At 71.3% G+C, this 15,620-nt stretch carries 11 protein-coding genes; 9 read left to right on the top strand and 2 right to left on the bottom strand.

The genetic code is table 11. The annotated features are described in order from the left end of the window. Nucleotides 1–31 precede the first annotated feature (31 nt). Complete coding sequence (locus ABZ707_RS09215) at nt 32–1,669, bottom strand: penicillin-binding transpeptidase domain-containing protein (protein WP_360170307.1); 1,638 nt, start codon at nt 1,667–1,669, stop codon at nt 32–34. Nucleotides 1,670–1,874: 205 nt separating this feature from the next. Further along, complete coding sequence (locus ABZ707_RS09210; protein ID WP_360170304.1) at nt 1,875–3,593, bottom strand: phospholipid carrier-dependent glycosyltransferase; 1,719 nt, start codon at nt 3,591–3,593, stop codon at nt 1,875–1,877. 62 nt (nt 3,594–3,655) lie between these two features. Here ABZ707_RS09210 and rsmI point away from each other — a divergent pair, with 62 nt between their 5' ends. From rsmI to ABZ707_RS09165, 9 genes are all read left to right on the top strand, one after another. Further along, nucleotides 3,656–4,534 (top strand): 16S rRNA (cytidine(1402)-2'-O)-methyltransferase, encoded by an 879-nt coding sequence (rsmI, locus tag ABZ707_RS09205; protein WP_360170301.1) that lies wholly within the window; start codon nt 3,656–3,658, stop codon nt 4,532–4,534. Between the two features lie 129 nt (nt 4,535–4,663). Beyond that, nucleotides 4,664–5,122: a hypothetical protein gene (locus tag ABZ707_RS09200; RefSeq protein WP_360170298.1), complete on the top strand. Its 459-nt coding sequence runs from the start codon at nt 4,664–4,666 to the stop codon at nt 5,120–5,122. A 56-nt stretch (nt 5,123–5,178) separates the two neighbouring features. Further along, nucleotides 5,179–6,048 (top strand): TatD family hydrolase, encoded by an 870-nt coding sequence (locus ABZ707_RS09195; protein ID WP_360170295.1) that lies wholly within the window; start codon nt 5,179–5,181, stop codon nt 6,046–6,048. 151 nt (nt 6,049–6,199) lie between these two features. Beyond that, nucleotides 6,200–7,540, top strand: coding sequence for a ubiquitin-like domain-containing protein (locus tag ABZ707_RS09190; protein ID WP_360170292.1), 1,341 nt, complete (start codon nt 6,200–6,202; stop codon nt 7,538–7,540). Beyond that, complete coding sequence (rsmA, locus tag ABZ707_RS09185) at nt 7,537–8,499, top strand: 16S rRNA (adenine(1518)-N(6)/adenine(1519)-N(6))-dimethyltransferase RsmA (RefSeq protein ID WP_360170289.1); 963 nt, start codon at nt 7,537–7,539, stop codon at nt 8,497–8,499. Before ABZ707_RS09190 ends, rsmA begins: the two co-directional genes overlap by 4 nt. After that, a complete protein-coding gene (locus ABZ707_RS09180) occupies nt 8,496–9,428 on the top strand; it encodes a 4-(cytidine 5'-diphospho)-2-C-methyl-D-erythritol kinase (protein WP_360170286.1) in 933 nt (310 codons plus the stop codon). The genes rsmA and ABZ707_RS09180 overlap by 4 nt, the downstream gene beginning before the upstream one ends. Before the next feature lie 143 nt (nt 9,429–9,571). Next, entirely contained in the window at nt 9,572–11,632 is a 2,061-nt protein-coding gene (locus ABZ707_RS09175) for a translation factor GTPase family protein (protein ID WP_360170283.1), read from the top strand. Nucleotides 11,633–11,739: 107 nt separating this feature from the next. Further along, the gene (locus ABZ707_RS09170; RefSeq protein ID WP_360170280.1) at nt 11,740–13,551 is read left to right on the top strand and encodes an ABC-F family ATP-binding cassette domain-containing protein; all 1,812 of its coding nucleotides are present in this window, start codon (nt 11,740–11,742) and stop codon (nt 13,549–13,551) included. A gap of 229 nt (nt 13,552–13,780) precedes the next feature. Continuing rightward, complete coding sequence (locus ABZ707_RS09165) at nt 13,781–15,580, top strand: PQQ-binding-like beta-propeller repeat protein (protein ID WP_360170277.1); 1,800 nt, start codon at nt 13,781–13,783, stop codon at nt 15,578–15,580. Nucleotides 15,581–15,620 lie beyond the last annotated feature (40 nt).

The following is a 15,620-nucleotide window of genomic DNA, read 5'->3' as shown; positions in this document are numbered from 1 at the left end:
CCGGCCTGACAGCCCGGATGCCCGGCGCCGGCTATCCGGCCCCGAGCACCGCCGCGACCACCGGGCCCGCCGCGTCGCCGCCGTGGCCGCCGGACTGGACGACCGCCGCCGCGGCGAGATCGTCCTGGAAGCCGGTGAACCAGCTGTTCGACGTCGCCTGGCCGTCGACCTCCGCCGAGCCGGTCTTCGCGCCCTTGTCACCGCCGAGTCCGGACATCGCGCTCGCGCCCGTGCCGCTTGTCGCCGTGAGCCGCATCATGTCGCGGAGTTGCTGCGCCACGGAGTACGGCAGTGAGCGCGCGGCGGTGGCCCGTTCCCGGTCGTCCAGCGAGAGCGGCACGATGATCGGCTGCTTGAACGTGCCCTGCTTGGCGGTCGCGGTGATGGACGCCATGGTGAGGACGTTCATCTGGACGGTGCCCTGCCCGATGTACTGGGCCGCGGCCTCGCCGCCGGTCGCGGACGGGACGGTGCCGTCGAAGGAGGTGATGCCGGTCTGCCAGTTGTCGAGGCCGATGCCGAAGACCTGCTCGGCCTCCTCCTTCAGCGCGGAGTCGTTCCCGGTGTCGTCGATCAGCTTGATGAAGGCGGTGTTGCAGGAACGGGCGAAGCTCTGCGCGAAGGTGCCGTTCGGGATCGAGAAGCCGTCCAGGTTCTGGAAGGTACGGCCCTGGTACATGACGTTCGGCGGGCACTCCGCCGGCTTGTTCGCGGCGGCCAGGCCCTTCTCCATCAGCATCGCCGCCGTCACGATCTTCATCGTGGAGCCGGGCGCCTGCTTGCCGAGCATCGCCGCGTTGAAGCCGTCCGCGCGGTTGTTGGCGACGGCGAGTATCTCGCCCGTGCTCGGCTTGACGGCGGCGACCGACGCCTCGCTGAACTTCTTCACCGCCCGCTCGGCGGCGGCCTGTACGGTCGCGTCCAGCGTGGTCCGCAGCTTGCCCGCCTTGCCCTTGGCGAGGATGAGCAGTGTCTGGTCCGGCAGGGTCTCGTCGTTGCTCTTCAGCATGAGTTCGATGCCGGGAGAGCCGCCCGCGTCGGCGCCGTAACGTTCCCTCAGCTGATCCAGGACGGGCCCGAGCGACGGGTATTTCTCCTTCGTCAGCTTCGCGCCGTTGCGGTCGACGGCCTCGATGGGCGGCGCCGCGGCCTCGCTCGTGACGAGATGGTTCTCGCCCGTGAGCTGCGGATGGATCACGGACGGCGACCAGTCGACCAGCGGACGTCCGGTGGTGACCCCGCGTACGACGGTCAGCGAGGAATCGTACGACCAGGGCTTGCTCGTCCCGTCCAGCTCCACCGTGGCCTTGACGGTGAACGGCACCGTCGGGCCGACCGCCTTGCCCGGTGTGATCACCGCGTCGACGACCCGGGCCTCGTCCCGGAAGCCGCCGATGACCGTCTCCGCGGCCGCCGCGTCATTGGTGAGCTGGGCGACCTCGGCCGCGTCGCGTCCGCTCGCCCATCCGGTCAGGAATTCCTTCGCGGCCTTGTCGATCTCCTCGGCGCTCAGCGGCCCGGTCTCGACCTCCTGCGACGCGGAGGTGGTCGTGGCGCCCCCGCCACCGCCGGTGAGGCCGTCGTAGATGTTGTAGGCGCCGTACCCCACCCCGCCGGCGACCACCACGAACACTCCGCCGATCACGGCGACCTTCACTCCGCTGCGCATCTGTGCAGTCCCCCTCCCCAGGAGCTTCCTTTGAACACGTTCAAGGAAGTAGTCAGGAGCACTCTACGGGACGGGTGTGTCACACGGGGCGAGCGTTATCGGACTGGGACGCGCACCGGCGCACCCCCGTGAGCGCGCACACCACCGGCGCTCCGGGCGCCGTGCACGACCGGTGCCGCGCTCCGGGGTCGCGCACAAGTGGGCGTCACACCCAGGTGTCGAACCACATCCTGTTGCGCCAGGAGTCGACCGGGATCGCCTGGCCCGTGTAGAGCGGGAAGAAATAGATGAAGTTCCAGATGATCAGCAGGACCAGCACGCCCGCGCCGACCGCGCCGAGCGTACGGCGCCGCTCGTCGGAACCGGCCGGGCCCACGAGCGCGCCGACCAGCATCGCCACCGCGAGACAGAGGAACGGCACGAAGACGACCGCGTAGAACAGGAAGATCGTCCGCTCCTGGTACAGGAACCACGGTGCCCAGCCGGCCGCCACACCACAGGCGATCGCGCCCGCGCGCCAGTCGCGCCGGAAGAACCAGCGCCACAGGACGAAGCAGAGCGCGAAGGCCGCCGCCCACCACAGCAGCGGGGTGCCGATCGCCAGGACCTCTCGGGCGCATTTGCCGGCCGTCGACGCCGGACAGCCGTCCTTGCCGGCCACCGGGTCCTCGTAGAAGTACGAGACCGGGCGGCCCAGGACGATCCAGCTCCAGGGGTTCGACTGATAGGTGTGGCCCGAGGTGAGGTTCACATGGAAGCTGTAGACCTCGTTCTCGTAGTGCCACAGGCTGCGGAGCCAGCCCGGCACCCAGCCGGGGCCGCCCGCCCCGTCGGTCTCGGCCCAGTTTCTGAAATAGCCCTTGTCGGTGACGATCCAGCCGGTCCAGGACGCGATGTACGTGACGATCGCGACCGGCACCGTCGAGAAGAAGGCGGGCGCGGTGTCCCGCCGGAAGACCGCCGACCAGGGGCGCGCCGCGCCCGCGGTCCGCCGCGCACCCACGTCCCACAACACGGTCATCAGCGCGAAGGCGGCCAGGATGTAGAGCCCGTTCCACTTCGTCGCGAAGGCCAGGCCGAGCATCAGTCCGGCCGCGAGCCGCCCGGGCCGTACACCGAGCCGCAGGGTCTCGGCGACCGAGGCGTCCGGGCGCAGCACGCCGTCCTCGTCCTCCGGGAGCGCTCCGGCGAGCCGCCGCCGCGTCCAGTCGCGGTCGATCAGCAGACAGCCGAAGGCGGCCAGCACGAAGAACATCAGCACCAGGTCGAGGAGGGCGGTGCGGCTCATCACGAAGTGCAGGCCGTCGACGGCGAGCAGGGCGCCCGCCAGGCAGCCCAGGAACGTCGAACGGAACAGCCGGCGTCCGATCCGGCACAGCATCAGCACCGACAGCGTGCCGAGCACCGCCACCATGAACCGCCAGCCGAACGGCGTGAATCCGAAGAGCTGTTCACCGACGCCGATGACCCATTTGCCGACCGGCGGATGGACCACATAGCCCGGGTCGGTGGGCACGGGGACCGACGAGGGATCGGCCAGGATCTGTTTGTCGATGTCCTTGGGCCAGCTCCCCTCGTACCCCTGGTTGATGAGCGCCCAGGCGTCCTTGGCGTAATACGTCTCGTCGAATATCACCGCCTTGGGGCTGCCCAGGTGCCAGAACCGCAGCACACCCGCGACCAGCGCGACGAGCAGCGGACCGCCCCACGCCGACCAGCGGACCAGCCGGTCCGCCAGTAGCGGTGGCACTCCGAGCACGGCCCAGAGCCGCTCCGAGGGCCGGTTGTACGGGGGTACCAGCCGCTCGCGCAGCCCTGTCACCTCCCGGGGCACATGGCCGAATCGGCGCAGCCGCTGAGGCCATGCGGGCGGCTTGTCGCCGGCGTCGTGCCCGTGGAGGGCTTCTGGCGCAGTACTGGTCACCGCGCCATCGTAGGGAACACTGCTGTGCGGGGGGCGCGTCGCGCCCTGCGAGGATGGCGGATGTGAACGGAACGCTGGTACTCGCAGGGACGCCCATCGGTGATGTCACGGACGCGCCGCCCCGGCTCGCCGCCGAACTGGAGACCGCGGACGTGGTCGCCGCGGAGGACACCCGGCGGCTGCGCCGGCTCACCCAGGCGCTCGGTGTGCAGACGCGCGGCCGGGTCGTGTCGTACTTCGAGGGCAACGAATCGGCCAGGACGCCGGAGCTGGTCGAGGCGCTGCTGGGCGGGGCGCGGGTGCTGCTCGTCACGGACGCGGGGATGCCGTCCGTCTCCGATCCCGGCTACCGCCTGGTGGCCGCGGCGGTGGAGCGGGACATCAGGGTCACGGCCGTGCCGGGTCCTTCCGCCGTGCTGACGGCGCTGGCGCTCTCGGGGCTGCCGGTGGACCGCTTCTGCTTCGAGGGTTTCCTGCCGCGCAAGGCGGGTGAGCGGCTCGGCCGGCTGCGTGAGGCCGCCGGTGAGCGGCGCACCCTGGTCTACTTCGAGGCGCCGCACCGGCTCGACGACACGCTCGCCGCGATGGCCGAGGTCTTCGGCGCGGAGCGCCGGGCCGCCGTCTGCCGCGAGTTGACCAAGACGTACGAGGAAGTGCGGCGCGGCGGTCTCGGGGAGCTGGCGGCCTGGGCGGCCGAGGGCGTACGGGGCGAGATCACGGTGGTCGTCGAGGGCGCGCCGGAATCGGGGCCGGGCGACCTGGACCCGGTCGAACTGGTGCGGAGGGTGCTGGTGCGGGAGGAGGCGGGGGAGCGGCGCAAGGAGGCGATCGCCGCGGTGGCCGCCGACGCCGGAGTGCCGAAGCGGGACGTGTTCGATGCCGTCGTGGCGGCGAAGAACGCGGCGCAGAGCGCCCCCTCGAACGGCAAAGGACTATCGTGAAAAGCAAAGCACAGACCGCGTGCCGGGCCTTTTGGGCATGAGAAGGCCAAGAGCATTCCATTAATCGACAGGCGCTGATGCGCTCCCGCCGTCAAAGGCGTCCACTGGGTCGAGTGGAGAGGAGCTGGCATGAGTGAGATCATGGGCACCGCCGTAGCCCACGAGGCATATGCCTTTTGCTGTATGCACTGCGGGCACGGCTGGGAGCAGGCATACGACATAGAGCATCACGTCGACGGCTCGGGCCAGAATTTCGTCGTTTACAAGTCGGACGGGGCGAGGGTTCCCTCGCCGCTGTCGAGCCCGGCCTGCCTGAATTGTGGCGGGCACATCGTGCGCATCATGCGTTCGGGACAGGTGTCGTCCGTACGGGCGGCGCTGATGATGGAGCAGTACCGGCCCGCGAAGAGCAAGCGGGCCCAGGGCACAGGGGCGGGGAAGACGGAGCCGGCGGAGGCGCCGGCGCGGCCGGCGGACGGGACAGCCGCCGGACCGGGGGAGGGCATATCCGCAGGCGCGAGCGCGGCGGGGCCTGTCCACCACTGGCATCTCTCGGATCTCCTGCACCCCTTCCACCACCGCAAGTGAGCCGGCCGTACCACCGCACGTAAGCCCATGGGCGCGATCCTCGTAGGATCGCGCCCATGAGTTCGAAGGACGCCGCCCCGCCGCTGCCCGAGCCCCTCAGGGTGCCGGTCGCGGACTCGCACACCCATCTGGACATGCAGGACGGCACGGTCGCCGACGGCCTGGCCAGGGCCGCTTCGGTCGGTGTGACCACCGTGGTGCAGGTGGGATGCGATCTGGCGGGCTCCCGCTGGGCCGCCGAGACGGCCGCGGCGTACGACAACGTCCACGCGGCGGTCGCCCTGCATCCCAACGAAGCGCCCCGTATCGTGCACGGCGACCCCGACGGCTGGTCCCGGCGGGGTGACCGCGAGGGCGGCGGCGACAAGGCGCTGGACGACGCGCTGACCGAGATCGACCGGCTGGCCGCCCTGCCGCAGGTGCGGGCCGTCGGTGAGACGGGGCTCGACTACTTCCGCACCGGACCCGAGGGCGTGGCCGCCCAGGAACGGTCCTTCCGCGCCCATGTCGAGATCGCCAAACGGCACGGCAAGGCGCTGGTCATCCACGATCGCGAGGCGCACGCCGATGTGCTGCGCATCCTCGCCGAGGAAGGCGCCCCGGAGCGCACGGTGTTCCATTGTTATTCCGGTGACGCGGAAATGGCCGAAGTGTGTGCGGCGGCCGGTTACTACATGTCCTTTGCAGGCAATGTGACTTTCAAAAACGCTCAGCCGTTGCGTGATGCGCTCAAAGTAGCGCCGGTGGAGCTTGTTCTTGTTGAGACGGATGCGCCTTTTCTCACTCCGGCGCCTTATCGCGGCCGGCCCAATGCGCCGTATCTCATTCCCGTCACCCTGCGCGCCATGGCGGAAGTGCGCGGGATCGGCGAAGACGCCATGGCCGAGGCCGTCGCGGCCAATACGGCCCGGGCATTCGGCTACTGAGGGCGGTCCCGCCCGACTCCGGCGTGGGGCGGGGCGAAACGCCGCCGCCACACTGAGTAATCGAACGGCTTTGGAGAGTGACCGGACCTCCGCTAGTGTCCGGCCCCGCAACGCCCTTCGCGGCGAATCGGACCGGACTTGTGGAGGCGTCGTGAGCGATACGCGGGGCGGTGACGGTGCCGCACGCGGCGGACACCGGGGCAGCGGGACGGTGGAGCAGCCGTCCTACGGACCGGCGGCCGGGCGCCACCGCCATGAGCCGCGTGTCCGCCGCGCCGCCCCCGGCCCGCCGGCCGGACCCGGGCCTGTCGTGCCACGGCAGCAGACGGGAGCCGGATTCCGCCGCGAGGGCCACAGGGCCGCCCGGGCCCCGCAGGCTCCCGGCGGCGATCCGGCCGCTCCGGCGCCCCTGCGCCGCCTTGTCCCGAAGGCCCTGATCGTCGCCTTCCTGGCCGGCGGCACCTCCGCGTTCCTCGCCGAGGACAAGGCCGTGCGGCTCAGCGTCGACGGTGTGCCGCGCACCATGCACACCTTCGCCGACGACGTGCGGGAACTCCTGGCCGACCAGGGTGTGACGGTCGGCCCGCACGACATCGTCGCCCCGGGGCCCGGCGCCGATCTCGCCAGCGGTGACGAGATCGTCGTCCGCTACGGCAGGCCCGTCCTGCTCACCCTCGACGGCCACCGGCGCCAGGTGTGGACGACGGCCCGCACGGTCGAGGGCGCGCTGCGCCAGCTCGGGGTGCGCGCCGAGGGCGCGTTCCTCTCGGTCTCGCGCTCCTCCGCGATCTCCCGCACCGGTCTGGCCCTGGACGTACGGACCGAGCGGACCGTGACCTTCATGGCAGACGGCCGCGAGCACACGATCCGCACCAACGCGGCGACCGTGGGCGAGGCGCTGGCCCGGACCGGCATCATCCTGCGCGGCCACGACACCACGTCCGTACCGCGCGACAGCTTCCCGCGCGACGGCCAGACCATCACCGTCATGCGGGTCACGGCCGGCCGCCAGGTGCGTGAGGAGGCCATCGCGTACACCACCGTGAAGACGGAGGACCCGTCGCTGTTCACCGGCACGGAGATTGTCGTCCAGCGGGGCCGCCCGGGTGTCCGCCGGGTCACCTACGCCCTGCGCACCGTCAACGGTGTCAGGCAGAAGCCCCGGAGGGTCCACGAAGAGGTGGCGCGCGAGCCGGTCGTCCAGCGGGTCAGGGCCGGCACCAGGCCGAGGCCGACGTCCGTGGCCGGTGCGGACGGACTGAACTGGGCCGCGCTCGCCGCCTGCGAGTCCGGCGGCCGGCCGGGAGCCGTCGATCCGTCGGGGCACTACGGCGGGCTCTACCAGTTCGACAGCGGGACCTGGCGGTCCCTCGGCGGCAGCGGACGCCCGCAGGACGCCCCGGCCGCCGAACAGACCTTCCGGGCGAAGAAGCTCTACGTGCAGCGGGGGGCGAGTCCGTGGCCGCACTGCGGCCGTAGGCTGACCGGGTGAGCACCACTGAGTCCGACGCCCTGCTGGGCCCCGCAGACATCCGCGAACTGGCCGCAGCCCTGGGCGTACGCCCGACGAAACAGCGCGGGCAGAACTTCGTCATCGACGCCAACACCGTCCGCCGGATCGTCCGCACCGCCGGGGTGCGCCCGGACGACGTGGTCGTGGAGGTCGGTCCCGGGCTCGGCTCGCTGACGCTCGCGCTGCTGGAGGCGGCGGACCGGGTGACGGCCGTCGAGATCGACGACGTCCTGGCCGGTGCGCTGCCCGCGACGATCGAGGCCCGTATGCCGTCGCGCGCCGGGCGTTTCTCGCTGGTGCACTCCGACGCGATGCGGGTACGCGAGCTGCCCGGCCCCGCGCCGACCGCGCTGGTCGCCAACCTTCCGTACAACGTGGCCGTGCCGGTCCTGCTGCACATGCTGGAGCGCTTCCCGACGATCGAACGGACCCTGGTGATGGTCCAGGCCGAGGTCGCCGACCGGCTGGCCGCCGTGCCGGGCAACAAGGTGTACGGCGTGCCGTCCGTGAAGGCCAACTGGTACGCCGAGGTGAAGCGGGCCGGATCGATCGGCCGTACGGTCTTCTGGCCCGCGCCCAATGTGGACTCCGGGCTGGTCTCGCTGGTGCGCAGGGCCGCGCCGCCGCAGACCACGGCGTCCAGGACGGAGGTCTTCGCGGTCGTCGACGCGGCCTTCGCGCAGCGCCGCAAGACCCTGCGCGCGGCCCTCGCCGGATGGGCGGGCTCCGCCCCGGCGGCCGAGGCCGCGCTGGTCGCGGCCGGGATCTCGCCGCAGGCGCGCGGTGAGGCGCTGACGGTGGAGGAGTTCGCGCGGATCGCGGAGGCCGGGCCGGAACGCGGCACGAAGCTCGACGAGACGCCCCGCGAGACCAACGAGAAGCGGTACCGGACGTCGGACGAGACGCCGGACGACAAGACGAGGGAGGCCGACGCGTGAGCGTCACCGTACGGGTACCGGCCAAGGTCAATGTGCGGCTGGCGGTGGGCGCGGCCCGTCCCGACGGCTTCCACGACCTGGCGAACGTGTTTCTGGCCGTCGGTCTCCATGACGAGATCACGGTGACGCCGGCGGACGAACTGCGGGTCACCTGCTCGGGCCCGGACGCCCACCAGGTCCCGCTGGACGCCACGAACCTCGCGGCACGGGCCGCCCTCGCGCTGGCGCGGCGCCATGGCATCGACCCGCGCGTCCATATCCACATCGCCAAGGACATCCCGGTCGCGGGCGGTATGGCGGGCGGCAGCGCGGACGGCGCCGGCGCGCTGCTGGCCTGTGACACCCTCTGGTCGCTGGGCTCGTCGCAGGACGAACTCCTCGCCCTCTGCGCCGAGCTGGGCAGCGATGTGCCCTTCAGCCTGCTCGGCGGCGCGGCGCTCGGCACCGGCCGAGGCGAGCAGCTCACGCCGCTGGCGGTCGGCGGCGCCTTCCACTGGGTGTTCGCGGTCGCCGACGGCGGCCTGTCCACCCCCGCCGTGTACCGGGAGTTCGACCGGCTGACCGAGGGCACGGACATCCCCGCCCCGGCCGCCGATCCCGCGCTGCTCGACGCCCTGCGCACGGGCGACGCCGTCGCGCTGGCCGGCGCCCTGGCCAATGACCTCCAGCCCGCCGCGCTCTCCCTGCGGCCGTCCCTGGCGGACACCCTCGCCGCGGGCACCGCCGCCGGGGCCCTGGCCGCGCTGGTCTCGGGCTCCGGCCCGACGACGGCCTTCCTGGCCAAGGACCCGGAAGCGGCCACCGAGATCGCGGAGGCCCTGCTCGCCTCGGGCACCTGCCGGACGGCCCGGGTGGCTCCGGCGCCGGCCGGGGGCGCGACGGTCGTGCAGCGGGCGACAGCCGAGCACGCGAGCGCCGTACAGCACTGAGCCATTCGATAAAACAGTTGCCCCCGCGGCGGGGGTTTGCTGTACTCCCAGCGCACGCCGGTCGACCTGGGAGCTGATTATGCGCGGAACGTCAATGTCCATTCAGAAGGGAACTTTCGCCTATTCAGAGGACTTGACGTTCAGTGAGCACGTTGAATTTGGGGATCCTGGCGCATGTGGACGCCGGTAAGACCAGCCTGACCGAGCGGCTCCTTCATGCCGCCGGTGTCATTGACGAGATCGGCAGCGTCGACGAGGGCAGCACCCAGACCGATTCCCTGGAGCTGGAACGCCGGCGCGGAATCACCATCAAATCCGCCGTCGCGTCGTTCGCCGTCGGCGGGGTCACGGTCAATCTGATCGACACCCCCGGCCACCCCGATTTCATCGCCGAGGTGGAACGGGTGCTGAATGTGCTCGACGGCGCCGTGCTGGTAATCTCCGCCGTCGAAGGGGTGCAGGCGCAGACCCGCGTCCTGATGCGGACGCTGCAACGGCTGCGCATTCCCACGCTTGTCTTCGTCAACAAGATCGACCGCGGTGGGGCGCGGTACGAAGGCGTACTGCGCGGCATTTCGGAGAAGCTGACGCCCGCGATCGTCCCAATGGGCGCGGCGCGCGGCCTCGGCACGCGCGACGCGGAGTTCACCCCCTACGGCGCGGCCGACACCGCCTTCACGGCCGGGCTGACGGAACTGCTCGCCGACCACGACGACGCGTTTCTGGCCGCCTGTGTCGACGACGCGACGCCGGTGTCGTACGGCAGGCTCCGGAAGGAGCTCGCGGCGCAGGCCGGGCGGGGTCTGGTCCACCCGGTGTTCTTCGGATCCGCGGCGACGGGCGCCGGCGTCGGCGCGCTGACCGCCGCGATCAGTGAGCTGCTGCCCACCGCCGGGGACGACACGGAAGGGCCGGTCTCCGGCACCGTTTTCAAGGTCGAGCGGGGCCCGGCCGGGGAGAAGATCGCGTACGTCCGGATGTTCTCCGGCACGGTACGGGTGCGCGACCGGGTGCGCTTCGGCCGGGACGGTGCAGAAGGCCGGGACGGCGCAGAAGGCCGGGACGGCGAGGCGGTCCCGGCCGGCGAGGGGAAAGTGACCGCGATCGACGTCCCCGGCCAGGGCCCGGCCGCTCCCCGCGACTCGGTCGCCGCCGGCCGGATCGGGAAACTCCGGGGCCTCGACGCCATTCGCGTCGGCGACACGATCGGCGTCTCCGGAAAAGCCGCGGCACATCACCATTTCGCGCCGCCGACCCTGGAGACGGTCGTCTTTCCCTGCCGTCCCGCGGACAGCGGCGCACTGCATGTCGCGCTCTCCCAGCTCGCGGAACAGGATCCGCTGATCAATCTGCGCCAGGACGGCGCGAGCCGGGACATGCTGCTCTCGCTCTACGGAGAAGTGCAGAAAGAGGTCATCCAGGCGACATTGGCGAACGAATTCGGTGTCGACGCCGGATTCCGGGAGACGACGACCATCTGCGTCGAACGGCCCGTCGGCACCGGAGCGGCCGTCGAGATCATGGGAAAGGAACCCAATCCCTTTCTCGCGACGATCGGACTGCGCGTCGATCCGGCCGCCGTCGGCTCCGGGGTGCGCTACCGGCTGGAGATCGAGCCCGGGGCGCTGCCGCTCGCCTTCCGCAAGGCGATCGAGGAGACCGTCCGGGAAACCCTCGGCCAGGGCCTGCGGGGCTGGCGGGTCACCGACTGCACCGTCACCCTGACGCGCTCCGGCTACGCGCCCCGGCAGAGCCACTCCCACGGCACCTTCGACAAAAGCATGTCGAGCACCGCCGGGGACTTCCGCATCCTGACGCCACTGGTGCTGATGACCGCGCTGCGGCAGGCCGGCACCCAGGTGTGCGAACCCCTGCACCGCTTCCGCCTCGATGTCCCGGCGGACGCGCTGGGAGCGGTCCTGCCGGTGCTGGCCCGGCAGGGCGCCGTCCCGCGCACCACGACGCGGCTGGGCCCCTCGTACGTCCTGGAGGGCGACATCCCGGCGGCCCGGGTGCATGGCCTGGAACAACTGCTGCCGACCCTGACCAGCGGTGAGGGAGTGCTGGAGGCGGCCTTCGACCACTACCGGCCGGTGACCGGCACACCCCCCGGCCGGGCACGCACCGACCACGATCCGCTCAACCGGAAGGAGTATCTGCTGAGCGTCGTGCGCCGGGTCACCGGAGGCCGGGACGACGCGTGAGACGGGGCGGCGCGGCCCCCGGCGCCCGGGGGCCGGTCCGCCACGACGGCGCACCGCCCGCGGCCATTACCCTGGGACGTCGATCGATCCCCCCGTACAGGAGTGAAATGGCCGTCAACCTGGTCAATGTCGAGGCAGTCACCAAGGTGTACGGCACCCGTGCGCTGCTCGACGGTGTCTCCCTCGGCGTCTCCGAGGGAGACCGGATCGGCGTCGTGGGGCGCAACGGCGACGGCAAGACCACCCTCATCAGGCTGCTCAGCAAGCTGGAGGAGACCGACACCGGCCGGGTCACCCACAGCGGCGGACTGCGGCTCGGAGTGCTCACCCAGCACGACTCGCTCGACCCCTCGGCCACGGTCCGGCACGAGGTCATCGGCGATCTCGCCGACCACGAGTGGGCGGGCAACGCCAAGATCCGGGACGTGCTCACCGGACTCTTCGGCGGGCTCGACCTGCCCGGCTTCCCCCAGGGGCTGGACACCGTCATCGCGCCGCTCTCCGGCGGCGAGCGGCGCCGTATCGCGCTCGCCAAGCTGCTCATCGGCGAGCCGGACCTGATCGTGCTCGACGAGCCCACCAACCACCTCGATGTCGAGGGCATCGCCTGGCTGGCGCAGCATCTGCGGGCCCGGCGGTCCGCGCTCGTCTGCGTCACGCACGACCGGTGGTTCCTCGACCAGGTCTGCACACGGATGTGGGACGTCCAGCGCGGCGCCGTGCACGAGTACGAGGGCGGCTACTCCGACTATGTCTTCGCCCGCGCCGAGCGCGAGCGCATCGCGGCGACGGAGGAGGCCAAGCGGCAGAACCTGGTCCGCAAGGAGCTGGCCTGGCTGCGCCGGGGCGCTCCCGCCCGCACCTCCAAGCCGCGCTTCCGGGTCGAGGCGGCCAACGAGCTGATCGCGGACGTACCGCCGCCCCGCGACACGTCGGAGCTGATGAAGTTCGCCAACGCCCGGCTGGGCAGGACCGTCTTCGACCTGGAGGACGTGACGGTCCAGGCGGGTCCCAAGGTGCTGCTCACCCATCTCACCTGGCAGCTCGGCCCCGGCGACCGGATCGGCCTGGTCGGGGTCAACGGCGCGGGCAAGACCTCGCTGCTGCGCGCGCTCGCCGAGGCCGCCCGCAGCCAGGGCGATGTGCAGCCCGAGGCCGGGAAGATCATCGTCGGCAGGACGGTCAAGCTGGCGTACCTCTCCCAGGAGGTCACCGAACTCAAGCCGTCCCTGCGGGTGCTGGAGGCCGTCCAGCAGGTACGCGACCGGGTCGACCTCGGCAAGGGCCGCGAGATGACGGCGGGTCAGCTCTGCGAGCAGTTCGGCTTCACCAAGGAGAAGCAGTGGACACCGGTCGGGGATCTGTCCGGCGGCGAGCGGCGCAGGCTCCAGCTTCTGCGGCTGCTGATGGACGAGCCGAATGTCCTCTTCCTCGACGAGCCCACCAACGACCTCGACATCGAGACGCTGAACCAGCTTGAGGACCTCCTCGACGGCTGGCCGGGATCGATGATCGTCATCTCCCACGACCGGTTCTTCATCGAGCGGACCACCGATAAGGTGATGGCGCTGCTCGGCGACGCGTCCCTGCGGATGCTGCCGCGCGGCATCGACGAATACCTGGAACGCCGCCGGAAGCTGGCCGAGTCCACCGTCCCGGTGCCCGCCGCGCCCGCCGTCGCGGAGCGGCCCGCGGGCGGCGCTTCGGCCAAGGACGGCCGGGCCGCGAAGAAGGAACTGCAGAAGATCGAGCGGCAGCTCGACAAGATCTCGGGCCGTGAGACCACGCTCCATCAGCAGATCGCCGACAACGCCACCAACTTCGAGAAGGTGGCCGAACTCGACGCGGAACTGCGCGGACTCTCCGGTGAGCGTGACGAGCTGGAGATGCGCTGGCTGGAGCTCGCGGAGGACGCGTAGGGGCGGCGCCCGGAGCGCGTAACAGCGGCATCACGGGCCGGTTCTCCCTTGGGAACAGGGGCGCACCGGCCCGTTCCGTACGCCTGTCCGAGTGATAGAAAGTAGGCCCCGCTCGACTGATGTGACGATGCGGAATCCACGCCCGAATCGCTCCATTCCGGGGGCCAGTCACCGGAATCGCGGGGGAGGCCGACCGGGCGGCGGACCGTGATCAAGGGGGAACGCGCTGATGACCCAGCCGCCCAGTCAGCAACCGCCGCAGGGAGGCTTCGGCGCTCCGGAGGATCCGCCGGAGCCGCCACAGGGCCCGCCGCCCGCGCAGCCGGGATACGGCCCGCCGCAGCCGCCGCCGGCGGGACCGCCCGGATATGGCTACCCGCAGGGACCGGGGCCGTACCAGCAGCCGGGACCGTACCAGCAGCAGCCCGGCCCGTACGGTGCCCAGCCGGGGCCGTACCAGCAGCAGCCGGGACCGTACGGTGCCCAGCCGGGCCCCTACGGGCAGTTGCCCAATCCGTACGGGGGCGGGCAGCCGCCCCAGCACTACCCCGGCCCGCCCGGCCCGCCGCCCGGGAGCGGCGGCAGGAGCTTCTTCCGGAGCACGGCCGGTGTCGTCGTCGCGGCGGCCGTCGCGCTGCTGGTCGTCGGCGGCGGTAGCTGGATGCTGCTCGGCGGCGGCGACGACAGCGGCGCGCAGCCGGCGCCGAGCAGGAGCGACGACGCCAAGCCGAGCGGCTCGTCCGAGGTCGACCAGGGCGACGGCAGCGGCGGCGGACGCGAGTCCCAGGACGACCTCAACGCCGGGCGCAAGGACGGCGAGTCCAAGGTGCTGTGGCTGGCGACCAACGACGTGGACCTGCCGCGCAACGGCGCGGACGTGTACGGCCCGTGGTTCGCCGGGGACACCGTCGTCAAGGCCATGTACAAGCAGGTGGTGGGCTATTCCGCCGCCGACGGCAAGAAGAGGTGGACGCTGCCGCTGCCCGCGGAGGTGTGCGCGGCGCCCGTCGCGCCCACCGCGGACGGCAAGCTCGTCATCGGGATCAAGAACGGCACCACCGACAAGAGCGTCTGCAACCAGCTCCAACTGGTCGACCTCACCACCGGCAAGGGCGGCTGGAAGAAGGAGGTCGCCGAACAGGGCGCCTTCGACATGATGACCGACATCACCCTGGCGATCAGCGGGGACACCGTCACCGCCGCCCGCACCGGCAACTCCAACGCCTACCGGGTGAGCGACGGCAAGGAACTCTTCGGCAGACAGCCGGGCCAGTGCCAGCCCTACGCGTTCGCGGGCGGCCCCAGGCTGATCGCCGCCGAGAGCTGCCCCACCGGCGACCTGGACGTCTCGCAGAACCAGGTGCAGGAGCTGGACCCCGTCACCGGCAAGCCCAAGTGGACATACAAGCTGGCCAAGAACTGGGTCGTCGACAAGGTCTATTCGGTCGAACCGCTGGTCATCTCCGTGAAGAACGACGAGAAGAAGTCCTGGAGCGTCGTCGCGCTCAACGCGAACGGCACACCGCGCTCGCAGATCCAGGGCGGCGCCGACACGTTCCAGCCGAGCTGCGGCGGCAGCTTCGTCGTCTTCGGCCAGAACCTGGAGGGCTGCGTCGGCGTCGCCGCCGACGCCGACTCCTTCTACATGTCGACCGCGCCCGACGGCAGCGGCATCGCCCGCACCAATGAGCTCGTCGCCTTCGACCTGGCCACCGGAAAGCCCAAGTGGCGTACCAAGGCGCCCGCCGGCCGCATGATGACACCGCTGCGCATGGAGGGCGGGAACGTCCTGGTCTACCTGGAGGCCACGTACGACAAGGGCGGCGCGGTCGCGACCGTCGCTCCGGCCGGTGGCGCTCCCCGGATGCTCCAGCAGCACCCCGCGTCCACGGCCGAGATCGAGAGCTCCTTCTACTCGCCCAAGTACGCCTACGCGGGCGGCCGTTTCTATGTGACCGGCAGCCGGGTCAGCGCCGGCAACGACGCCGAGGAAAGGGCGACGAAGACCATGATGGCCTTCGGCGAGTGACCGCGGCCCGGCTCCTTCCGTCCCCGACACCGTCACGTCC

Source organism: Streptomyces sp. NPDC006923 (genome assembly GCF_040635655.1).
Classification (GTDB): Bacteria; Actinomycetota; Actinomycetes; order Streptomycetales; family Streptomycetaceae; genus Streptomyces.
This window is presented reverse-complemented; position numbering and strand designations above follow the sequence as displayed.